Origin of the sequence: Nocardioides sp., from assembly GCF_016462705.1 — a bacterium.
GTDB lineage: Bacteria > Actinomycetota > Actinomycetes > Propionibacteriales > Nocardioidaceae > Nocardioides.
Genome location: NZ_JAEMSS010000064.1, coordinates 1 through 22,093 on the forward strand (window position 1 = coordinate 1; position 22,093 = coordinate 22,093).

The window sequence follows — 22,093 nt, forward strand, 5'->3', positions numbered from 1 at the left end:
AACCCGTACGGCGTCCCGCCGGTCCTGCTGGGTGCGCTCGGCCCGGTGATGACCCGGGCCGCGGCCGAGGTCGCCGACGGCCTGCTGGTGATGCCGTTCCACAGCCACCGGCACATCCGCTCCAACACCCTGCCGGCCGTGGCCGAGGGGCTGTCCCGGGCCGGCCGCTCGTCCTCCGACCTCGCGATCTACCCGCAGGCGATCCTGGCCATGGGCCGGACCGACGCCGAGCTGGAGGCGGCCACGCTCGGCGTCCGTGGCCTGCTCGCGTTCTACGGCTCCACCCCGGCGTACCGGCCCGTCCTCGACATCGAGGGCTGGGGCGACCTCCAGCCGGAGCTCAACGCGCTGTCGAAGACGGGCGACGTGATGGCCATGATCGACCTGGTCACGGTCGAGATGGTCGAGACGCTCGCGGTCCGCGGGACGCCCGAGGAGTGTGCGGCCGAGCTCGAGCGCCGGTTCGGCGACCTGACCGACCGGGTCTGCTGCTACTTCCCGGGGTACGAGCCCCCGCTCGACCAGATCTCGGCACTGGCCCAGGGGCTGCGCCGAGTCGCCGCTTCCTGACCACCGAGTCGCCACCTTCGTCGCACCGCTCGTCAGGAACCCCCGACTCGGTGGTCAGGAAGTGGCGACTCGACGGACGAGGTCGGAGACCCGCTCGACCTGGCTGACGTCGGCCGACGTGGGGATCAGGTGGACCTCGTCGGCGCCGGCGTCGGCGAACCGCAGGAGCAGGTCGCGGAGCTCGGCCTCGGTGCCGGCGAAGCCGGTCGTGGGGGCCATCGCGTCGACCAGCGAGACCGGCAGCCAGTTCATGTAGTGCCGCAGGTGCCGGTGCACCTGCTCCCGGGCGGAGCCGTCGCCGTCGTCGAGGGCGAACCAGAACGACGTCGTCAGACGGGGCGTGCCGCGTCCGGCGTCCGCCCACGCGTCCCGGGCGAGCGCGAACAACGACGACACCCCCGCGACGTCGAGGTCGAGGGTCACGCCGGCCAGGCCGTCGGCCCAGGCCGCGGCCGAGCGGATCGTCCTCGGTCCCATCGTGCCGACCAGCAGCGACGGCCCGCCCGGCTGGAGCGGCGGCGGGCCGACCGGGCGCATCGCCTCGGTGACCTTCTCCCCCGCCCAGACCCGCTTCATGACCGAGACGCGCGAGGCCATCCCGGCCATCGTCTGCGACCCGACGTCAGCCGAGACCGCCCGGTAGTCCTCCTCGCGTCCGCCCACGCCGAGGCCGACCGTGAGCCGGCCCCCCGACAGCCGGTCGGCGGTGGCCAGCGACTTCGCCAGCAGGACCGGGTCGTGCAGCTGCGGGACGATCACCGTGGTCACCAGCCGCACGCGCGAGGTCCATGCCGCGCACGCGCCGAGCAGCACCAGCGTCTCCGGATTGTCGAACGCCATCCGCTCGCCGAAGCACAGCGACGCGAACGGCCCCTCGTCCACCGCCCGCGCCCACCGCTCCAGCGTCGCGTCCGACTCCCACAGGTCCGGCTCCATCACCGGCAGCGTCATGCCCAGGTCCACGGGCGAAGACTAGGAGGTCAGCACCCCGAGCCCGTCGATGCGCACCGGCTTCCTGCTCCGGGTCACGATCCGGACCAGGCCGCTCCTCGGCACCGCGAAGGTCGCCACCGGCACCACGTGCGCCCACCCGGGCGCTCCCGAGAGCCGCACCCGGCCGACCAGCGCGTCGCCGACGTAGACCCGCACCCGGCCCTGCCGGGTTCCCGTGCCGACCACCAGGGCCAGGGCCGTTGCACCGGAGACCCGGTAGGTCAGCGTCGCCTTCCTGCGGACGGTGGCCGTGTAGGTGCCCCGGTACGCCGCCGGCGCGGCCTTCCGCTTCCACCGGCCCCGCGCGGCCAGCCGGCGGTCGTCGACCGGCACGGTGAAGACCGCGGCAGCCGGCGTCGGGTCGACGGTGCCCTCCGGGTCCCGGGCGGCGACGGTGAACCGGTGCGTGCCCTCCGCGAGCCCCGACAGCGTCAGCGACGACGCCGAGCATGGGACCTTGCTCCCGTCGAGACGGCAGACGAACGTCGAGCCGGCCTCCGAGGCGGCGTACGCCACCGACGTCGACGACGAGAGCAGCCAGTCCGGCGGCACCGCGGTCAGCGAGGTCTCCGGCGGGGTCGGCGTGGGTTCCGGCGCGGGCCCGGGCGCGGTGACGACGACCGTCGTCGGCGCGGCAGAGCCACCCGCCCAGGACCCGCCGAGGGCCAGCGCGACCTGGTAGGTCCGGCCACCGGACGCCGGGAGGTCGGCGGCGTGGCTACACGTCGCGGCGCCGGCCTCGGAGACCGGGACTCCGGTGCACAGGACCTCCCCGGTGCTGGCGTCGGTGAAGGCCAGCGTCGCGCTGCCCAGCGACGCCGGGGTGCCGTCCGGCACCTCGGCCACGGTCGCGGACAGCGGGATCTCGACGGCGTCGGGCCCACCGTGGGGCGCGGTCAGGTCGGTCGGGCCGTCGTACGTTGCCGTCGCCGCCTCCCCGGCGACGACGAGGGTGCGCGAGAACGCCTTGGTGGCGACGCCGTCGGACACCTCGAGGTGCAGCGGGTAGCTGCCCGGGGGCGCTGTCACGGCGCCGGTGACCGCCCAGGCGGCGGGTCCGGTCTCGGCGAGGGAGAGGCCGTCCGGCAGCCCGGTGAGCGTCGCCGACAGCGCCTCCGCCGGTGCGTTCGTGGACGCGGCGGTGAACGCGAGGTCGAGCGGGTCGGAGTGCTGCGTCATCGGCGACGCCGGCACGCCGGTGACCGTGAGCCCGGACGGCGGCGGGGTGACGGTGACGTCGGCGTCGCTGACGTCGAAGAAGTAGTTGTCGACCGCCTCGACCCGGAACCGGACCGCGGCCGCGTCGATCTCCGGCAGGGCCACGACGTGCGACCCGTCGTTCGGGGTGCTCGCGGCCAGCACCGTCCCGAAGGTCAGGCCGCCGTCGGTGGACAGGGTGATCCGCACGTTCGCCGCGAGCGCCGCGGTGTTGGCGGTCCAGGTGACGGTCTGGGCGGTGCCGCCGGTCAGCACGGCCGGGGTGGCGTGGCTGGTGACCCGGAACGGCCCGGTCGTCTGGTCGACGGTGAGCGTGACGTCGCCGTACCCGACCCCTCCCGCGACGGCGTCCCGGTCCCGGGCGACCAGCCGGAAGTGCAGCTGCGAGGCGTACGCCGCCGTCGGCAGCCACTCCGCCCAGCACCCCCCGGCGGCCGCCGCCGTCGAGCAGGTGCCGGTCTCGGCGTTGGTGTGGCCCGCGACGACCTGGGCCAGGTCCGGGAAGACCCGGGTGCCGGAGCCGGTGGGCGGCAGGGTCCGGAAGAGCGGCCCGTCGGTCTTGGCCGGGTCTGCCAGGGCGCGGCCGTCGAGACCGCCGAGGTCGGTCTGCTGCCACTGGTGGACCAGCGGGTCGCCGTCGGCGTCGGTCGCCGAGCCGGTCAGCGCGAACGGCGTGCGCACCGGGATCGTCCGGCCGGGAGGTGGCGAGACGACCGGGTTGTGGTTGCCCGGCGTGCTGGTGAACCCACCCGGCAGCTGGAGACCGCCGGCGTCGATGTCGTTGACCGCGGCGGTGAACGTGCCGGCCACCGGGACGACGGCCGGCTCCACGACGTCCTGGTAGCTGGCGAAGGTGAGCTCGAAGCCGCGGTCGTCGAAGGTGCCGAGCTGCCAGAACGGCCGGACCTTGGAGATGATCGCCGCCGGCACGGCCGCCAGCACCGCCGCCTTGATCCCGGCCTCGGTGTAGTTGACGCCCCGGGTGATGACCGCCGTCTCGGCACCGCCGAACGACAGCCGGAACGAGTCCGAGCCGTCGAAGCCCCGCAGCGCGACCGACTGGACCTCGGCGGCCAGCGCGTCCTCGGGCACGGCCCCCTCGCCGCGGACGTAGCTGCCGATCTCGTCCTGGCTCACGGTCGAGAACCACGGGTCGGCATGGCTCTGCAGGTCGTCGGCACCGCAGGTCCCGGCGGCCCCCATGATGCTGCTGCCGGAGCCCGGCTCGACCGCGGTGTCCCCGTTGCGCTCCTCCTCGCAGGAGACGCCGTCGAAGGTCGCGCTCGCGCCGAGCTGGTGGCCGAGCTCGTGCGCCAGCCGGTCCACCACGAAGGCGTCCCCGGCCGGGGTGGTACTGCCGGAGCAGCCGAAGACGCGGTACTCCGTGCCGGCCGTCGACGGGTAGGAGCTGGCCCCGGCGGCGGAGCCGAGGAGCAGGTGCCCGACCTCGTAGCTGCCGGCGCCCAGCAGCTGGCCGACCACGTAGCGGGTGCGCCGCATGGTGTCGTCCGTGCACTGCGTGATCTGCTCGGGGGCGAAGCAGGGCTGGGTGCCGCACGGGCCGTTCGCCCCGGTCGCCTCGGCGGCGGTGCGCAGGTTGAGGTCCGTCGAGCCCGGCGCCAGCTCGAAGCGGATGGCCAGCTCCTCGCCGAACACCTCGTTGAGCCGGTCGACCACTGCGGTCTTCGCGGCCAGCACCAGGGCGTCCGACTCGGACTCGTTCGCGGCGGCAGGTGCCACCGCGGCGGCGTACGCCGGGTCGCTGAGCAGCGCCAGCCGGTAGGTCCGCAGCACCACCGCGGCCCCCGGCGCCTCGCCGACCGCCGCGGCCGGGCTGGCGGGCAGCCACGCCAGCGCGGACGCCGCGAGCGCGAGCACGAGCGCCAGCGGACCACGGGGGGATCGCGGCACGGTGGTTCCCTACTGGTCCGGCCCGAGATGGCGGTGGGGGTCGTTTCGACGGTACGACGGGAGCCCGGCCGGCCGCCGGGGAACGGCCGAACTCGCGGCCGGGCGGGCGCGCCGCACCCCGGGCCGGCGGCTGTTCCTACGATGCTCGGGTGACTGCCGACCGCGACCCCATCCGCGAGGCGCACCGGCAGTGGGTCGCCCACGGCTGGGCGGAGGCCGCGGACGGCATGGCGATGGTGACGTCGCTGGTGCGGGTCCAGCAGCTGCTGCTCGAGCGGATCGACGCCGTGCTGCGGCCGCTGGGCCTGACCTTCGCCCGCTACGAGGTCCTGCGGCTGCTGTCGTTCTCCTCGGCCGGGGCGATGCCGATGACCCGGGTGGGCTCGCTGCTCCAGGTGCACCCCACCTCGGTCACCAGCGCCGTCGACCGGCTCGAGGCGCAGGGCTTCGTGTCCCGGACCCGCCGGGAGACCGACCGCCGGGTCGTGCTCGCCACGATCACCGACGCCGGCCGGTCCGTCGTCGACGAGGCGACGGACGGCCTCAACTCGTCGGTCTTCGAGAAGCCAGGACTGCCGTCGGCCGACCTGGCCGACCTGACCCGGCTCCTCGGCGTCCTGCGCGCGGGGGCCGGGGACCGCGTCGACCTGCCATGACGACGCCGACGCCGCCGACGACCCCGACGCCGCTGCCACTGGTGGTCTTCCTCGACCACTGCGCCGCGTGGTCCGGTGGCGAGATCGCGCTGCTGCGGCTGCTCGAGCCCCTCGAAGGCTGCCGCCGGCTCGTGGTCCTGGGTGAGGACGGCCCGCTCGTCGCGGAGCTCACGAAGGCCGGGATCGACGTTCGGGTGCTGCCGCTGGATGCCCGCACCAACCGGCTGTCCCGGCAGGCGACGGCCCGGCTCCCGCTGCGCAGCGTCGTCGACGTGCTGGGCTACGTCCGCAGGATGCGGCGGCTGCTCAGGCAGGAGCGGGCCGACCTGGTCCACGCCAACAGCCTCAAGAGCGGTGTCTACGGCTGCCTGGCCGCCCGGGCCGCCGGCGTCCCCGTCGTCTGGCACGTCCGCGACCGGATCGCCCCCGACTACCTGCCCGCCCGGGTGGTCCGTCTGGTCCGGGCGCTGCTGGTCCTGCTCCCCGACGCCGTGCTGGTCAACTCGCGGGCGACCCGCGACACGCTCGGCCCCGTCGTCCGCCGTACCGTGCCCGTCACGGTGATCGGCGACCCCTACCGGCCACCGCGCCCGGCCCACCCGCGGCCGGCGCCGCGCGGCGAGCCCGTCGTCGCGCTGGTCGGCCGGCTGGCGCCCTGGAAGGGCCAGCACCTGTTCCTCGACGCCCTCGCGCGGCTGCTCGGCGACGGCGTCGCGGTCCGCGGACGGCTGCTGGGGGCCGCGCTGTTCGGCGAGTCGGCGTACGCCGAGGAGGTCGGCCGGCGCCTCGCGCGCCCCCCGCTGGACGGTCGCGTGGCCCTGGGCTCCTTCACCGGCGACGTGTCCGAGGCGCTGGCCGACGTCGACGTGGTGGTGAGCGCCTCGGTGATCCCCGAGCCGTTCGGGCAGGTCGTGGTCGAGGCGATCGCCAACGGGGTGCCCGTCGTGGTGCCGGACCAGGGCGGCCCGGCGGAGATCGTCGAGGACGGGGTCAGCGGGCTGACCTACCGCGCCGGTGACGCGGGCGACCTGGCCCGCGCGATCCAGCGGTTGTCAGCGAGCCCGGAGCTCTACGAGCGGCTGTCGGCATCCGGGCTCAGGCGCGCCGAGGACTTCGCCCCCGAGGGGATCGCGTCCGAGTTCCAGGACGTCGTCGCGTCCGTACGCCGGGTGGGCCCGGTTCAGCGGGCCCGGGCGCTGCTCGGCCTCGGGACGTCGTCCCGGGCGGCGCGCAGCCAGTCCGGCTGACCCTCGGCGGGCAGCAGCCGGCTCAGCCGGGCGAGGTCGTCGGCGAACAGCGGCTCCAGCTCCCGGCGTACCCCCGGGTCGACGTCGTGCTTGGTGACCAGGCGCCGGCGCAGGGCCTCGCGCACCCGGAACGTGGTCACCCGCTGGCCGAGCCGGCGCACCGCCTCGTTCCCGCGGGCGGCCTGCATCGCGCCGTGCACGAGCCGGCTGCGCGGCGTCCCGGAGACGTTGACGACCGGCACCCGGTCCAGCTCGCCGGGGTGCGGCGCGGTGCCGACGAAGCGCAGCACCTGCCCCAGCGTCCCCGGGTAGTCGTCGGACAGGTTGTCGTGGAACCACACGCCCACCCGGTCGGGGCCGAACGCCTCGAGGAACGCCTCGACGGCGTCGGCGTAGCGGCTCATCCGGGTGTAGTGCCACAGGTGCGCCCAGCCGTCCCGCACCCGGCGGTCCTCGTCGGCGACCGCGTCCAGCAGGGTCGGCGCCGACTCGCGGCCCTGGCCCGCCAGGTAGTCGAAGGCCGAGTGGGCCCGCGCCACGGGCTCGCGGAGCAGGACCACGATCCGGGCGTCAGGGGCGATCCGCTGGATCCCCGGGATCGCCCGCTCGTAGTGGTAGAGCGTCGACACGGACGCCTCACCGAGCGCGGTGAAGCCGCCGTCCGAGGGGTAGAGCGCCAGGTAGTCGGCCAGGCCGGTCACCGCGGGCCGGTTGACCGCGAGGTCGTCGCCGGGTCCGCGGAACGCCAGCTGCTGCCCGGCGTAGGCGAGGTGGTCGGGCTCCTTGGGGGTCGTGACGAAGACCTCGGGGTGCCCGCGCAGACCCTCCACCAGCCCGGTGGTGCCCGAGCGGCCCGCGCCGACGACCAGGAAGGTCGGGCCCGTCATCGTGGCCTCAGACCCGGGCCGGTTCCGCGGCCGCGGGCACGTGGTTGCTGCCGGCCGGGACCGGGTCGGGCGTCGCCCGTCGAGTGCCCGGGACCGGCTCCCTGCGGTCGGCCGTCTGGCCGGCCCGGGCCTCACGCAGTGCGGCCAGCCCAGCTCCGACGAGAAGACCGAAGAGCGCGCCGATCACGAGCGGACCGACCGCCGCGAACGTCGAGACCTCGCCGGCCACAGCCTTCTCCACGACCTGGCCGCCTCCGGCGGGGTCCACCGCGCCGACCAGCTCGGCCTGGCTCAGCCGGGTCTCCAGGGCGACCTGCTGCTGGACCAGCACCGTGCGCTGCGGCGCGAGTGCGGCCGCGGTCGCGCCCGGCGACGGGGCGTTGGCGACCTGCTGGTCGAGCTTGAGCAGCTGCGCGGCCACGCCCTTGATGTCGCGGCGCAGGTGCTTGACCGCCTTGTCCACCTTGCTCTGGTTCTCCCCCGTCACCCAGGCGACGTAGCCCTGGGCGTAGCCGTTGGCGAGGTCCCTCGCGAGGTCGGGGTCGTCGGCGGTGACCCGCAGGCCGATCATGCTGGTGGCGTTGGCGCTCAGCACGTCGAGGGTGTAGTCGCCGCCCTCCACGTCGAGCTGCTTCTCGACCCGGGTAGCCAGGGTGTCGCTCTGGATCAGCCGCTGGCTGAAGTCGACCAGGCGGGCCTGGTCGATATTGGGCGAGGTGGTCGTGGTGAGGGCCTGCACACTGAGCGGCTGGCCGACCAGGACCTGGCTCTGCGCGGAGTAGGACGTGCCCTGGAGGAACAGTCGGCCGCCGGCCAGCGCGACACCGACCAGTGCGCACACCACCAGCAGCCGCCAGTGCCCGCGCACGCGCTGCATCACCCCGCCCGAGCTCATCTCGACGTACTTGCTCATGCCTCGGCTCCACCTGGTCAAGCCCGCCGGCGGCGGGTTCCAGACCGGTCAACGACGTTCTGCGGCAATGGGTACGCCGTGACCTTCACCGGCCCAGACCCGTTGTAGTGCCCGTGACCGACCGAGCCCTGAGCGGGACGCTGCTCGGCGCCGGCCTGTGCGCGGCGACGGCGCTGGGTGCCTTCGGGCCCGCGGCCCTGATGCTCGTGGTCTTCCCGCTCGCCGCCGTGGTCGCCGCCGGCTGGCTGCTGGTCACCCAGCGCTCCTATGCCTACCTCGGGTTCGCCGCGACGATGTGGCTGGTGGCTCCCGCGGTCCGGCGGATCGTCGACTGGCAGTCCACCTACCACGACTTCAGTCCCGTCAACGCCGTGCCCGCGCTGGTCAGCCTGATGGCCGTGCCCTGGGTCCTCCGGGCCCGCCGTCGCCTGCACCACGACGTGGCGTGGCTGTTCGTCCTGGCGACCGTGGTGATGGCCTACGCCCTGGCGGTGGGGGTGGTCAGGAACGGCGTCGTGTCGGCGGCCGCCGACGTCCCTCTCATCGTGGCCCCGCTGGTGCTCGGGCTCTTCGTGCTGATGGTGCCCGACGACGACGCCCGGGTGCGCGCCTTCGTCGCCGGGCTCGCGGTGTGGGGAGCGATCCTGCTCGGCGGCTACGCCGTGGTGCAGTTCCAGGTCCTGCCTCCCTGGGACGAGGCCTGGATGGTCGACTCCGGCACCGGCAACCTGGGTGAGCCCGTGGCCGGGGAGTTCCGCACGTTCAGCACCCTCGGCACCGCCAGCTACCTGGCGCAGGTGCTCTGCGCGATGCTCCTCGTCCTGGTCGCCGAGCGCCGGCTCCCCCTCCAGCTGGTCGCGGGCGGCGCCGCCCTCGCGGGCCTGGGGCTCACGCTCTCCCGCCAGGGGTGGCTCGCGCTGGTCGTGGGGCTGCTGGTACTGGTCGCGCTCCGCCGGCTGCGGGCGGTCCGGCTGCTCGCGCTGGCGGTCGTGCTCTTCGTCGTCCTCATGTCGACCGGCAGCCCGATCGTGGAGCGGATCACCGACCGGTTCGAGGAGACCCGCACCGAGGGGACCGAGGACACCAGCCTGGTCGACCGCTACTGGTTCCAGTACGCCGTCGCGCCGGACGCACTGCGCGACCTCGACGGGTCCGGGATGGGGGCGACGGGCCGGGCCGCGCTCGTCTCGGGCGGCTCGCACGTGACCGCGGCCCGCTACGTCAGCTTCGACTCCGGCGTCTTCGAGTCGCTGGTCCGCTACGGCTCGGTCGGCGGTCTCGCCCTGCTGGGCTCGCTGGTGGTCGTCGCCGTCCGGCTGGCGCGCCGGTCCCGGCGGGGGACGGTCTTCGACGCCGCGTGCGCGGCCGCGGTGTGCGCGCTGACCTTCGGGATGCTGTTCCAGGACACCCAGCGCGGCGCCTTCGGGGTCATGCTGTGGACGCTGCTCGCCGTCCAGGGCCGCGCCTCGGTGTCGGCCGCGGACTCAGCCCCCGAGCCGCAGGAGACCGCGTCGGGTGAGCTCGCCGAGCAGCCGGTCGGTCGCTGAGCCCTCGGCGGGTGCCAGCCCGATCCGTGCGACGGACCGGGCGCGCAGCTCGGCGAGGGCCGGGACGTCCTTGACCGCGTCGGGGACGAACGCCGCGCACTGCTCGGGGGTGAGCAGCTGGGGGCCGGGCAGCAGGTCGCCCAGGTTGTCGACGTTGAGGCCGCGGCTGCCACCGGCGTAGTCCTCGAGGTCGTTGAGCGCGAAGCCCAGCGGCCGGTCGAGGACCAGGAAGTCGGTCCAGACGCTGGAGGAGTCGGTCACCAGGGCCGCGGCCCGGCCCAGCAGCCGGTAGAGCAGCACGTCGGCGGCGTCGAGCTGGGCGTTGGTCACGCACCGGGCGCCGACGACGTCGTAGTGGTCGGCGTCCAGCGGGTGCGGCTTGACCACCACCTGCGCTCCGGTCGACTCGGCCCCGCGCACCAGCCCAGCGAGCATGTCGCGGGACGAGTACGCCGACGTCCCGGTCGTGTCGCTCCAGCCGGCCCGGGCGCCCACGGCCACGGACGACCGGAACGTCGGCATGTAGAGCACGAGCGGGCGGTCGGGCTCGAGGCCCAGCGCGCGCAGCTCGTCATCGGTGGCCGGCCGGCGCAGCTGGTCCCACCGCGGGTTGCCGGTCACCAGCAGCCGTTCGGGGGGCACGTCGAGGAAGTCGGCCTTGCGCTCCCCGAACACCCGGGCACCCGAGACGATCACCGTCGCCCGGGGCGGCAGGTTCGCCCGGTCGCGGAGGCCGGCCTTGGGCCCGTCGCCGTGCCACAGGTTGACCACCGGCTTGCGCCGGGGCGGCTCGGGGCTGAGGTAGAGCCCGTGGGTGACGAACGTCGTCCGGGCGGTCAGGTAGGTGGCGAAGCCCCGTGCCGAGCGCTTGGGCAGCACCCTCAGGCGGCCCGGCGGGGGCGTCATCGCCAGGGCCCGCGCGGCCTGGTCGGTCCCGAGCGACCCGGTCAGCCAGTCGACCCGCTGCCCCGGCTCCTGGAGCAGCCGGCGGATCACCTCGACCGCGTTGCCCTCGGTGTCGGGGAAGCCGGTCACCACGACGTGCGGGCGGGTCGGGGTCACCAGCCGGAGCACCCGGACCAGGGCGCGCAGCGCCACCTTCGGCTCGCGACGCCGCAGCAGCGCCCGCACCGGTCCCGTCGGGCTCACCGGCCCAGCCTGCCCGCGACCCGGGCGAGCTTGCCGCGCACCCAGTGCACGTCGTCGCGCTCGAGCACGAGCATCCGGCGGATCGGCAGCCCGGTGATCCGGCGGTAGGTGACCAGGGAGATGAGGCAGGCGACGCAGTACGCCGCCAGGGTGGCGACCGCGGCCCCCATCGCCCCCATGCTCGGGGTCAGGAGGACGAGCAGGCCGACGGTCACGGCCGCGGAGGTGACCTGGCTGACCGAGCGCTTGCCCGGATGGCCCTCGGCATAGATGCCGGCGGCGATCATCTGGTCGACGCAGAACGGGATGCTGGCCAGCACCAGCACCTGGGCGAGCCGCACCGAGGGCTCGAAGTCGGCACCGAAGAGCAGCATCATCACCGGCTCCGCGAGCACCACCCCGACCGCGGCGGCGCCGGCGACCAGGACCACCATCAGCCGTCCGGCCCGGGCGATGAGCTCCCGGTCGTCGCGGTGCGCGGACTCGGTGAAGAGCACGTTGCGCAGGGAGTTGACGACCATCCCGCTGATCTCGGCGAAGCTCACCGCCACGACGTAGTAGCCCAGCTGGCGTGGGGTCACGAGCGCCACGAGGACGACCTGGTCCAGCCTCCAGACCACCAGGTTGCCGACGACGGCGCCCCAGCCGCGCAGCCCGTAGGAGGCGAGGTGCCGGGTGAGGTGCGCGGTGGGTGGTTCGCCGGAGTCCACGACCCGCCGGCGCAGGAGCGCGGCGGCCAGGAACAGGCCGCCGGCCACCGAGCACAGCATGTGCCCCCAGACCGCCGCGGTCACGGTCAGCGACCCGGTCACCAGCAGCGCCACGAAGACGGCGAGCCGCAGCACCGGGGTCAGGACCCGCTCGACCGCCACCACGCCGTGCGCGCGCATGCCGACGAGGACGCCGCGCACCAGCAGCAGCCACATGGACACCGGCAGCAGCAGCACGACTGCGCGCAGCAACGGCACCAGGTGCGGGGCGTTGCGCAGGAACGCCGGCGCCACGACCCACACCAGGACGGCGGCGACGACGCCGTACGCCAGCGTGAGCTGGCCGGCGTTGCGCAGCACGCGCCGCGGGTGCTCCTTGAGCTTGGCGACGGCGTACGCCCCGGCCTCCGGCAGGCTCATGCTGGCGAGCGCGATGAGCACGAACATCGGCGCGACCACCGCGGCCATCTCGCCGCGGCCGTGGGCGCCGAGCTCGCGGGCCAGGATCGGGGCGGTGGCCAGCGAGGTGAGCGGGAGCACCGCGTTGGTGAGTCCCGTGTAGAGCAGCACCCGGACCAGCGAGTGCCTGGGCTCGGGCTGGGCGTCGCTCGGGGCAGGGGTGGGCGCCTCCGCTCCGCTCACCGTGCTGCTCACCTCCGCGCTCCTGGCTCTCGACGTCGTCAGCGTGTCGGTCGGACTTGGGACGGGTCAGGCCTGGACCGACGCGACCATGCCGTCGGGCATGGGCCGGAGGAACGACCGGACCGGGGCGGCGGTACGCGTCGGGAGCACCCGCTCGACCTCGCGCTGCAGCGCCGCCTCGAAGGACTGCAGCGAGAACCGCTTGCCGTGGCGGCGGATCGCGGCACGGTCCCACTCGGTGGCCAGGAGTGTCTCGATGCCGCCGCTGACCGCGCCGTGCTCCACGGCGTCGACGAAGACGGTGGTCAGCCCCTCCACGCTCGAGTCGAGGTAGCCACCGGCGCGGAGCAGCACCGACGGCAGGCCGAAGGCGTAGCCCTCGACGGGAGTCAGCCCGAAGTCCTCGTGGCTGAGGCCGATCAGGCCGGCAGCGTTCGCGTAGACCCACCGCAGCTGGGCGTCGGACAGGTCGCGGACGCCGACCACGTTGCTCGGCCACTCCCGATCGTCGGGCAGCCCGCCCACCACCACGAGCCGGGCATCGGGCAGGTCGGCGACCGTCTCGCACACGAGCCGGGTGTTCTTGTAGCCGCGCGGACGGCAGACGGTGAGCAGGAACCCGGGCTCCAGGCCGGGCACCGGCTCCCGGGCCCCGTTGGGGTCGATCGCGATCGGCGGGTGCAGCAGGCCGGCCTCGATGCCGTAGGCGTCCTCGATGCGGCGCTGCACGAGGGTCGAGTTGGCGAGGTACCTGGTGGCCGTGGCCGCGGCCTTCCGGTCCCAGCTGCGCAGGGACGGCTCGAGCGCCCGCAGGGCGAGGCGGGCGTGCCCGGGCAGCCCCATCGTGTAGTCCTCCTTGCAGTGCAGCCAGCGCGGAGGGGTGTGGCAGTAGACGACCTTGGGCGCGTCGGTCGGGAAGCCGTGCGCCCACCCGGAGCTGCTCACCAGCACGACGTCCGCGTCGTCGATGCGGTGGCCGGAGACCGCCGGCGCCAGCACGGGCAGCGCCCGCCGCGGGTCGTCGCGCAGCACCTTGAGCCGGTTGGGCCACACCGTCTCCACGTGGTGGTTGCGGAACTCCGGGAAGGTGGTGTCGGGGTCGTACAGCGTGGTGACGACCTTGGCGCCGGGGAAGGCGCCGAGCATCGCGAGCACGACCCGTTCGGCACCGCCCCGCTGGGTCAGGTAGTCGTGGGCGATCACCACCCGCGGGGCCGTCGAGGCCGATCCACTTCCGTCAAGACGTGCGAGCACGCTGCACTCCTCCGCTGAGCCCGAGGGCGGGGTCCGAGTCCCCGACGGGCGGTGGGAGTCCGTCAGGTGGCCGTCTCAACGGGCGGGTGAATCGCGGGTTACGCGCCAGTAGCCGAACGGGTTCCGGAGGGTGCTATCGGTCTAGACCGATGGCACCGGCTACCTGCGCGGCGGGCGCGGGGTGACCTTGACCTTCGCGGGGAGCGACCGGCCGACGGCGTTCACCGCGCGCACCTTGAACGTGTAGCGCTTGCCGTTCTTGAGCCGGAGGACCGTGAACCGGAGCCGGTCCGCGGGCACGACGACCACCTTGCGCGGGCCGGGCAGCCCACGGATGACGTACGCCGTCACGGGCGAGCCACCGTCGGTGGCCGGGCGCTTCCAGCGCAGGACGGCGGCGCGGTCCTTCGCCTTGCCCTTGAGCCGGGCCGGGGAGCCGGGCTCGGCCGGCGGCCGGATCCGCAGCGCGACGACCTCGCCGGCCATGCTCAGCGGGACCGAGGTGCCGGCGCCGCTCGCGACCGGAGCCGACCCGGCCGACGGCACGTGCACGGCGACCCGGGCCCGCTCGTCGAGCCGGACGGTCATCGCCCGCGGCGGCACCGTGCGCTGCTCCCCGGTCGAGGGGTTGTAGAGCGACTGGTCGCGCCAGAGCAGCAGCACGAACTCGCCGCTGCGCTTCTGAACCAGGACCTGCCGGAGGTCGGAGGTCGCCCCGTCGACCGTGTAGGCGAGCCGGCCCGGGCTGAACGCCGGGCCCGGGTCGGCCACCAGCCCGAGCAGGTTCTTCAGCGCCAGGTAGGCCGGCTTGGGGCTGAAGTCGTGGCGCAGCAGGCCGAACGCGGCCTCGTGGTCGGTGAGCCCCGGGTCGGCGCGCTCGTCGAGCAGCTCGTAGTTGTAGACCCGGGCGGTGCCGCGGAGGTAGTGCTCGAGCAGCAGCCGCGGCGCGTAGCTCCCGACCACCGGCTCCGGTGTCGGCCGGTGCCCGGAGGTGGTGTTGGTCGCGTTGTGGTAGCCGGACTCGGTGTACATCACCGGCTTGCCCGGGACCACGATCGCCTCGAGCTGGGTCAGCTCGTCGATCCCCCAGCTCGGTGGCCGGCCGCCGGGGTAGAGGTGGGCGTTGCCGTAGTCGGCGTACTGCCCGAGGTCGGCGATCTGGTCGAAGCCGGTGCGCATGCCCAGCGCCGGCGCCAGGACCGGGAGGTCGGCGGTCACCGGGTTGGCGTTCGCGGCCTCCCACAGCTGCTGCTGGTGGGTGCGCAGCTCGAGCACCCAGTCGACGGCGTGCTCGTCGAGGTTGTACTCGTTGGCGCCCTCCAGCGACTCCACCACGCCGGTCGGGAGCTCGGCGGCGATCGCCTCCACGAGCTTTTGCGGTGTCTGCCACGAGCCGGGCCGGCCCATGATCAGGTCGAAGCGGATCCCGGCCGAGGCGATCTGCCGCATCGCCGCGAACGACTGGGGCACGCTCAGGTTGAGGTTGTCGCGCACGTGCCGCACGCCGAGGTCGGTCAGCGCCTGCGTCACGCGCGCGGTGTCGGCGTACGGCGTGTCCAGGTAGGGCGTGTGGATGGCGACCCCGAACGAGTCCACGAGGCTGTCTGCCGGCCGGGCCTGCACCGCGGGCAGTGCCGCCGCGGCCGCGGTGGCTGACGGCGTCGTGGTCGGCGCCGGCGGGGCCGCCGCCGAGCCGGACAGCCCGATCAGAGCGGGCGCGGCGAGCAGTGCGGTGAGGGCGCCGGCGGCGCGGCGCCTGCGGGTCGGGACGGTACGGCGTGCGGGCATGGCAACCTCGAGGCGGGGGCGGGGCGGCATCACCGACCTAACGGCGGTCCGTGCCCGAGGTGACGCGCCACTTCTCGCCGCCGGTCACCTCGTCAACGACGCGACGGGCCGCGGGACACGCGCGCCGTCGCCTGGGCCGCGGGGGCCAGGGTGATGCGGACGGCCACGACGTCGCCGGTCAGGACCACCGGGACCGAGGTGCCGGTCGTCGTCGAGACCGCCGCGGACCCCGTGCTGGGCCGGTGCACTGCGACCGTGGACCGCTCCCCCAGCACCAGGTTGACGGTGGCCGGCGAGACCGGCACCGGCTGCCCGGTCGTGGGGTTGAAGATGGCCACGTCGCGCCACAGCAGGAGCACGAACTCGCCGTCCCGCTTCTGGAGCAGGACCTGCCGGGTGCCTGCGGGGGCACCGTCGACGCGGTAGCGCAGCTGGCCGGCCGCGAAGGCCGGACCAGGGTCGGCGGCCAGCGCGAGGAGGTTCTTCATCGCCGTGTAGGCCGGCTTGGGCGTGAAGTCGTGACGCAGCAGACCGAACCTCGCCTCGTGGTCGACCTGGTCGACGTCGGGGCGCTGGTCGAGCAGTTCGTACTGGTAGAAGCGCTGGGTTCCCCGCACGAAGTGCTCGAGGAGCATCCGGGGTGCGTAGCTGCCCACCACGGCCTCGGGTGTCGGCCGGTGCCCGGAGGTCGTGTTGGTCGCGTTGTGGTAGCCGCCCTCGGTGTAGACGACCGGCTTCCCGGGCACGACGACCTGCTCGGCCAGGGTCATCTGGTCGATGAGGTAGCTCGGCTGCCGGCCGCCCGGGTAGAGGTGGGCGTTGCCGTAGTCGGCGTACCGGCCGAGGTCGGCGAGCTGCTCGAACCCGGTCTTCATGCCCAGGGCCGGCGCCAGGACCGGGAGCTGGGCGGTGGTCGGCTCGGCCTTGGCCGCCTCCCACAGCTGCTGCTGGTGGGTGCGCAGCTCGGTGACCCAGTCGACCGCGCCGGCGAACAGGTTGTACTCGTTGGCGCCCTCGAGCGACTCCACGACGCCGGTCGGGAGCTCGGCGGCGAGCGTCTGGACGAGCAGGCTCGGGGTCTGCCAGGACCGCGGCCGTCCCATGATCAGGTTGAACCGGACGCCGGTCGACGCCACCTGTCGCATCGCGGGGAACGACTCGGGTGAGCTGAGGTTGAGGTTGTCGCGCACGTGCCGGACGCCCAGATCGCTCAGCGCCTGGCTGACCCGTGCGGTGTCCTGGTAGGGCCCCGTGTAGGTCAGGTGCGTGTTGACCCCGAAGGCGTCCACGAGGGAGTCGGCCGGGCGCGCCTGCACCGGCGCGATCACCGGGTCGGCGGCGGGGCCGGCCGCGGCGGCTCCGGTGGCGGGCGTGGTGGCCGCGCCGACGGCCAGCGGCATGGCCAGGGCGACCAGGACCACGGCGACGGCGAGCGAGCGGGTCCTGCCCCGGGTGGGCGCAAGGGTGCGCCCAGGAGCGGGCGCAGGGTCGGGCGAGGTGGAGCGAGACATGTCTGTTCCCCGTGGTCGTGCGTGATGGCGATGGATGGCAGGTCCTGCGGGGCGTGACATCGGTGGGTGTTCGGGACAGAGCACGAAGACCGACCGGAGGAGGCCCGAGATGCTGGGAAGCCAGCAGACCTCAACCTAGGTGCGACCTGCTGTCGGGACCATGACGAGTCCGGGCCAGCTTCGTGACGCCGGAACGGGCCACCGAGATCGACTGGTCTGGTCCACTCGGCAGTGCTCCGCCTGACCCATGTGGGCCAGCGCAACCACCGACCCCGTCGGTCAGCGCGGCCGGTGCCGCCGCAGGGCCAGCTCGAGACGGGCCCGGCGCGGCAGCCGGGCGAGCCGGGCCTGGTGCGCCTCCTGCCAGGCGCGCAGCCGGAGCAGCGCCTGCCAGGGCTGGCCGCTGACCGCCGCCGACCCGGCCCGCCAGGAGTTGGTGCGCCGCAGCCGGCCGTCGCCGCGCCGGAGCCGGGCCACCACGTCGGCGGTCGTCAGGCGCTGCGCGACCGGGGCGTACGGCGGCCAGATCTCCTCCTCCCAGGGGAAGGACCCCCAGGCCTGGGCCTCGTCGTCGGTCGGGTCGGTCCAGAACGCCCGGAGGACCGCCTCGACGGCCGGGCGCAGGTCGAGGTGCAGGGCGGCCTCGGTGAGGTGCGGCGCGACCAGCTCGGCGGCCCGGACCGCGACGGCCTGCATCTGCGGCAGCCCCCAGTCCAGGACCGGCTGGTTGTCCGGCGCCGCCAGCACGGGGCTCACCTGGTCGTCCTCGACCCGGTAGCCGACGGTGCGGCCCGTCGTCCCGGCGCACAGCATCTCGACCAGCAGGTTGGGCGCCGGGAAGCCCGGCCAGGCGCCGGGCTCCCGTTGCCGGTCGAAGAGCCACGGCGTGAGCCGGACGCCGTCCTCGGTCCGCGGGTCCGCCGCCGAGGGCAGCGTGCCGATGACGAGGTGCTCGGTCTGGCCGCCGTCCCCGCGGCGCACCAGGTGGTCGAACGCCGCCGCCGTACGCCCCTCCCAGCCGGCGTCCACCAGGGCGCTGGGGACGCCGTCGAGCAGGCCCTCCTGGCGCAGGTAGGCCAGGGTCTCGTCCGCGGTCCGCTCGGCGGCCGCGCGGACCACGTCGACCAGCGGCGGTGTCCTCAGCAGGCCGGCGAGGCGGTCGCGCTCCCCGGCCGACAGCGGGACGTCCTGGCGCGCCGGGTCGGTCAGCGGGTGACCCGTCAGCCCGTGGGCCGGCTCCGCGGTGAGGCCCACCCGGGCGAGCGCGGTGCGCGCGGTGAAGTCGCGGCGCGGGGTCGCCCACCGCTCGAGCATGACGTCGGAGGTCGCCGCGGCGCCGAAGATCCACGGCTGGCGGGACCCGTGCAGGTAGCGCAGCTCCAGCTCGGGGGCGACCACGCCCAGCACGTGGCGGGCGGCGTCGAGCATCACCGCACCGTCGCGGGCCACGAAGTAGAGCCGCTTGACGCCGCGCAGCCGGGCCTGGCCCGCCACCCAGAGGGCGTAGCCGACCAGCATCGGGGCGAAGGCGCCGGCGCTGACCCGGGCGACCGGTGCGGGGACCCCGGCTTCCTCCGCCTCGAGCCGGGCCAGCCGCGAGGCGCCCGCCAGCCAGGAGGTGACGCCGCCGGTGTCGACGGTGTGGGCCTCGAGGAGCCGCTCGTAGCGGGTGAGCTTGGCGCGCGGCTCCCACGAGGCCGACCAGCCCTCGACCCGGGCACCGGCGACGTCGCTGCGACGGTTGTCGCCGACGTGGTGGAAGACCTGCTCGTACTCGGCCCTGCCGAGGTGCGGCTCCAGCTCGCCGGCGACCGCCAGGAAGAACCCTCCGTCGGTCTTGCTGCACGGTCGCCCGGCCGAGGTGAACACCTGGTCGGCGGCGGTCGCCAGCCCGGCCCGCTCCAGGAGCTCGCGGACGAAGGACTCCGAGTGCGGGGTGTCGGACACGAAGACCACGAGGTCGGCCTCGGCCCTGGCCTCGGCCAGCATCTCCGCCGCACCCGGCACGGCCACGGTCAGCTCGCGCTCGAGGTCCTCCTCGACACGGGTCCACGTCTCGGCACGTTCGGGAGGCTCGTTGAGGGTGGCGGCGACGGCGTGGTGGACGTCGGTCAGGGTGGAGTACCGGCCGGTACTCCGGGTGAGCTCGCGCTCGGTACGCCGGCGGGCGGCCGCGAACGCGTGAGCCGGTGCCGCGAGGTCGCCGGCGGACGCGAGCCGGGCGGCGAGCAGGTCGAGCACCACCTCCGGGTCGCCGACCCGCCGGGTGAGGACCGTGTCGAAGACGTCGAACGAGCGGACCCGGTGCCGCACCGGCTCAGCGGGCATGGGCCACCGCCCGGGTCGCGACGAACAGGTCGCCCTCGAAGATCCCGAGCTCGGGCCGGTGGACCGGGGCGAACGACGCGCGCAGCCCGGTCCGCTCCAGGTCGCCGACCAGGTCGCGGCCGAACACCCGGTAGGCCTTGATCCCCGCCTCCCGGATCATCGGGTCGCCGTGAACGTGGGGCGGGCTGACCAGCTCCTCGTCGGTCTCCGGGTCGATCAGCACCCACGTCTCGGTCAGCTCGGCGTCGTACGGGACCGTGAAGAGGTAGACCCCGTCGTCCTCGAGGCAGCGGGCGATCTCGCGGTGGGCGGTGTCGACGTGCCGGACGTGCTCCATCACCTCGGAGGTGATGACGACGTCGAAGTGCCGGTCGGGGAACGGCATCCGCTCGAGGTCGACGTTGAGCATCCGGTCGTCGTCGAGGCGCTCGCCGTTCTCCTTGCCGGGGAGGTAGAGGGACCGGACGAGCCCCGGGTGGGCCTGGAGCCGGCGGGCGATCCGGCTGTGCGCGTCGGTGTCGAGGATCCGCAGGTCCGCCGGGATCCGGCCGACGAGCTCGTCGACGGTCTCGGCGTCGATGCCGCGGTCCCGCAGGACGTCGAGGAGGCCGGCGGCGAGCACCCGGTCACGCATCTTGGCGTGGCAGCCCCGGCACCGAAGCGTCTCCCGCAGCGGACGGATGTGGTGGCGGGCGAACGTCGCGAGGTCGGGCAGGTCGTAGCGCAGCGTCCCCACGTGGCCGCAGATGTTGCAGGTCGCCTCGGTACGCCGGTAGCGGCCCCACTCCCGGAGGTTGTGCAGGTTGACCCGGGCCCGGAGCGCACGCGGGTCGCGGACCCCCGACGCGAGCAGCCGCAGGGCCAGGCGCCGGGTCGAGAACGGCGGCGCGACGCGACCGAGCATGATCCCCCTCCTCTCCCACCAGCAGACCCTCGCCCGCACCAACTGGCCAGCTCCGGGCAGGTCACGGGCCACCCGGCGCGCTGGTCTGGACCGCCCGCGCCAGCGCCGGCGTGACCTCGACGCCCTCGCCGCGTTGTCGCGGGCATGAGCAGCCGAGCCGTGCTGATGGCGGCGCTCCACCGGCGGGTGCCGGCCGGGAGCGCGGGCTGGATCGCCCGCGCCGCCGGGCGGCGGGACGCCCGCAACCCGCAGGCGATGGAGCGGGCCAGGGCGAGCATGCGGCTGCTGCTCGACCAGGCCCGGCCGGACGCGGACTTCGACGACCTGGCCCGCCGCTACCTGGTGCAGGTCCGGTGGCTCAACGAGGCGCGGTGGCACCTGCGGCTGTCCCGGCCGCTGCCGGTGCAGGGGCTCGACCGGCTGAGGTCGGTCGACGGCGGCGTGCTGGTGCACCTGGTCCACCACGGGCCGTTCCTGATGATCGGCCCGTCGCTGGCCCAGTCCGGCCGGGAGGTCCACGTCGTGGCCGACCCCGGGCTCTGCGCGCCGGACCGCAAGCCGTGGCAGGCGCAGACGCACGCGGTCGCCTCCCAGGGCTGCCGGCTCTTCAGCGCCGAGGAGGGCTCGGCCGGCGTCCGGGACCGGCTGGCCCGCGGGCTGGTGGTCGCCGCGGCCACCGACGTACCCGGGCACACCCCGGTGACGTTCCTCGGCAAGCGGCTGGTGGGCTCCTCGGGCGCGGTCCGGGTCGCCTACACCTCCGGCGTACCCGTCATCTCCGCGTCGGTCCACCGCGACGCCGAGGGCCGGCCCACCTACCGGCTGAGCGAGCCGCTGCGGCCCGCCGACTTCGCGAGCGCCGAGGCCATGCTCCAGGAGCTGCTGCGGCTGCAGGAGCCCGCGGTGCTGGCCTGGCCCGAGGCCTACTACGACCCGCTCACCAAGTGGCACCAGGAGACGCCCGAGATGGCGTGAGCCGTCAGGCCGCGGACGTCGACCCCTGCTCGGCGGGCGTCCCCCACTTGCTGCGCGGCTCCTCGTACGCCGCCGGCCAGGCCAGCACCGCGGGCTCGTGCCGCGCGAGCATCGCGCGCAGCAGCGCGTGCGGGTCGGCGAACCGGTCCGGCGTCAGCGGCTCGTGCACGCGGAAGCAGGGCTCCCCGGACTCGTCCCGGTGGCTCGTCACGACCAGCACCGGCCGGTCCGTCTCGTGGGCCAGCCGGGCCGCGCCGAACGTGCCCAGCAGCTCGCGCCCCAGGAACGTCACCGGCGTGCTGCCCGGCATGTCGGTGGCCAGCGACACCAGCTGCCCGTCGGCGAGCCGGCGGCGCACGCCGTCGGAGCCCTCCTCGGACGAGAACACCGAGCAGCCGCGCTCGGTGATCAGCCGGTGCTGGTGCAGGTGCGGCGGCACCCGGTCGGCGAAGAACCAGGGCGCCATCATCATGTGCAGGTGCTGGCCGTGCCGGGCCAGGGACAGCCCGAGCCGCTCGAACGGCCCGTGGTGCAGGAAGTTCACGACCGCGCCGGCGTGGCCGGCCGCCAGGTGCTCGACCCCCTCCATGCGCACCGCCGGGAGGAACCGGTCGTGGTGCCACCGGGTCTCGATCCGCCAGCGGTTCCAGGCGACGTACTCCCGGGCGAGCGCGTCCAGGTCGGCGTGCGGCCGGGCCTGGCCGACGAGGAACTCCATGTGCGCCCGCGCCTGCGCCAGCACCCGCGGGCTGCGCAGGTCCCGGGCGGTCCGCAGCCGGACCAGCGGCGGGATCGCCGCGGCCGGGACGTGGGCGCGCACCCGGGCGGCGAGCACGGCGCGGCGGCGTACGTCCATCCCCGGACCGGCCATCGCCACCACCCCCCTCGTC

17 protein-coding genes are annotated in these 22,093 nt (G+C 74.7%); 5 read left to right on the plus strand and 12 right to left on the minus strand.

What is annotated here, in order from left to right; translation table 11 throughout:
• On the plus strand, positions 1 to 570 hold a 570-nt coding region (locus JHD21_RS10095; protein WP_292674265.1), incomplete at its 5' end, for an LLM class flavin-dependent oxidoreductase.
• Positions 571 to 624: 54 nt separating this feature from the next.
• Here JHD21_RS10095 and JHD21_RS10100 read toward each other — a convergent pair.
• On the minus strand, positions 625 to 1,533 hold the full coding sequence (locus JHD21_RS10100; RefSeq protein WP_292674267.1) for an LLM class flavin-dependent oxidoreductase: 909 nt from the start codon (positions 1,531 to 1,533) through the stop codon (positions 625 to 627).
• Between the two features lie 9 nt (positions 1,534 to 1,542).
• Positions 1,543 to 4,692, minus strand: a complete 3,150-nt coding sequence (locus JHD21_RS10105) for a reprolysin-like metallopeptidase (protein ID WP_292674270.1) — start codon at positions 4,690 to 4,692, stop codon at positions 1,543 to 1,545.
• A gap of 149 nt (positions 4,693 to 4,841) precedes the next feature.
• Between JHD21_RS10105 and JHD21_RS10110 the strand changes: the two genes are divergently transcribed.
• Together JHD21_RS10110 and JHD21_RS10115 are read left to right on the plus strand one after the other, a co-directional pair.
• Positions 4,842 to 5,348, plus strand: coding sequence for a MarR family transcriptional regulator (locus JHD21_RS10110; RefSeq protein WP_292674272.1), 507 nt, complete (start codon positions 4,842 to 4,844; stop codon positions 5,346 to 5,348).
• On the plus strand, positions 5,345 to 6,595 hold the full coding sequence (locus tag JHD21_RS10115; RefSeq protein ID WP_292674275.1) for a glycosyltransferase family 4 protein: 1,251 nt from the start codon (positions 5,345 to 5,347) through the stop codon (positions 6,593 to 6,595). The genes JHD21_RS10110 and JHD21_RS10115 overlap by 4 nt, the downstream gene beginning before the upstream one ends.
• Here the strand turns inward: JHD21_RS10115 and JHD21_RS10120 are convergent.
• Positions 6,529 to 7,482: a sulfotransferase gene (locus JHD21_RS10120; protein WP_292674278.1), complete on the minus strand. Its 954-nt coding sequence runs from the start codon at positions 7,480 to 7,482 to the stop codon at positions 6,529 to 6,531. The genes JHD21_RS10115 and JHD21_RS10120 overlap by 67 nt on opposite strands.
• 7 nt (positions 7,483 to 7,489) lie before the next feature.
• Positions 7,490 to 8,395 (minus strand): hypothetical protein, encoded by a 906-nt coding sequence (locus JHD21_RS10125; protein ID WP_292674279.1) that lies wholly within the window; start codon positions 8,393 to 8,395, stop codon positions 7,490 to 7,492.
• Positions 8,396 to 8,508: 113 nt separating this feature from the next.
• Between JHD21_RS10125 and JHD21_RS10130 the strand changes: the two genes are divergently transcribed.
• Positions 8,509 to 9,942, plus strand: a complete 1,434-nt coding sequence (locus JHD21_RS10130; RefSeq protein WP_292674281.1) for an O-antigen ligase family protein — start codon at positions 8,509 to 8,511, stop codon at positions 9,940 to 9,942.
• Here the strand turns inward: JHD21_RS10130 and JHD21_RS10135 are convergent.
• The 7 genes from JHD21_RS10135 to JHD21_RS10165 all read right to left on the minus strand — a co-directional run bounded on the left by JHD21_RS10135 (position 9,880) and on the right by JHD21_RS10165 (position 20,228).
• A complete protein-coding gene (locus JHD21_RS10135; RefSeq protein ID WP_292674284.1) occupies positions 9,880 to 11,091 on the minus strand; it encodes a CDP-glycerol glycerophosphotransferase family protein in 1,212 nt (403 codons plus the stop codon). The genes JHD21_RS10130 and JHD21_RS10135 overlap by 63 nt on opposite strands.
• Positions 11,088 to 12,455 (minus strand): oligosaccharide flippase family protein, encoded by a 1,368-nt coding sequence (locus JHD21_RS10140; RefSeq protein WP_292674287.1) that lies wholly within the window; start codon positions 12,453 to 12,455, stop codon positions 11,088 to 11,090. Before JHD21_RS10140 ends, JHD21_RS10135 begins: the two co-directional genes overlap by 4 nt.
• A 54-nt stretch (positions 12,456 to 12,509) precedes the next feature.
• Positions 12,510 to 13,697 (minus strand): glycosyltransferase, encoded by a 1,188-nt coding sequence (locus JHD21_RS10145; protein WP_292674290.1) that lies wholly within the window; start codon positions 13,695 to 13,697, stop codon positions 12,510 to 12,512.
• Positions 13,698 to 13,856: 159 nt separating this feature from the next.
• Complete coding sequence (locus JHD21_RS10150) at positions 13,857 to 15,485, minus strand: fibronectin type III domain-containing protein (RefSeq protein ID WP_292674292.1); 1,629 nt, start codon at positions 15,483 to 15,485, stop codon at positions 13,857 to 13,859.
• Between the two features lie 92 nt (positions 15,486 to 15,577).
• Positions 15,578 to 16,996, minus strand: a complete 1,419-nt coding sequence (locus JHD21_RS10155; protein ID WP_292674295.1) for a hypothetical protein — start codon at positions 16,994 to 16,996, stop codon at positions 15,578 to 15,580.
• A 279-nt stretch (positions 16,997 to 17,275) separates the two neighbouring features.
• Entirely contained in the window at positions 17,276 to 19,324 is a 2,049-nt protein-coding gene (locus JHD21_RS10160; RefSeq protein WP_292674297.1) for a hypothetical protein, read from the minus strand.
• Complete coding sequence (locus JHD21_RS10165) at positions 19,314 to 20,228, minus strand: methyltransferase domain-containing protein (RefSeq protein ID WP_292674300.1); 915 nt, start codon at positions 20,226 to 20,228, stop codon at positions 19,314 to 19,316. Before JHD21_RS10165 ends, JHD21_RS10160 begins: the two co-directional genes overlap by 11 nt.
• 144 nt (positions 20,229 to 20,372) lie before the next feature.
• On the opposite strand from JHD21_RS10165, the gene JHD21_RS10170 reads away from it, so the two are divergent.
• A complete protein-coding gene (locus JHD21_RS10170; protein ID WP_292674303.1) occupies positions 20,373 to 21,203 on the plus strand; it encodes a hypothetical protein in 831 nt (276 codons plus the stop codon).
• Positions 21,204 to 21,207: 4 nt separating this feature from the next.
• On the opposite strand, the gene JHD21_RS10175 is transcribed toward JHD21_RS10170, so the two are convergent.
• Positions 21,208 to 22,093: hypothetical protein (locus JHD21_RS10175; RefSeq protein WP_292674306.1), on the minus strand; the 886-nt coding region annotated here is incomplete at its 5' end.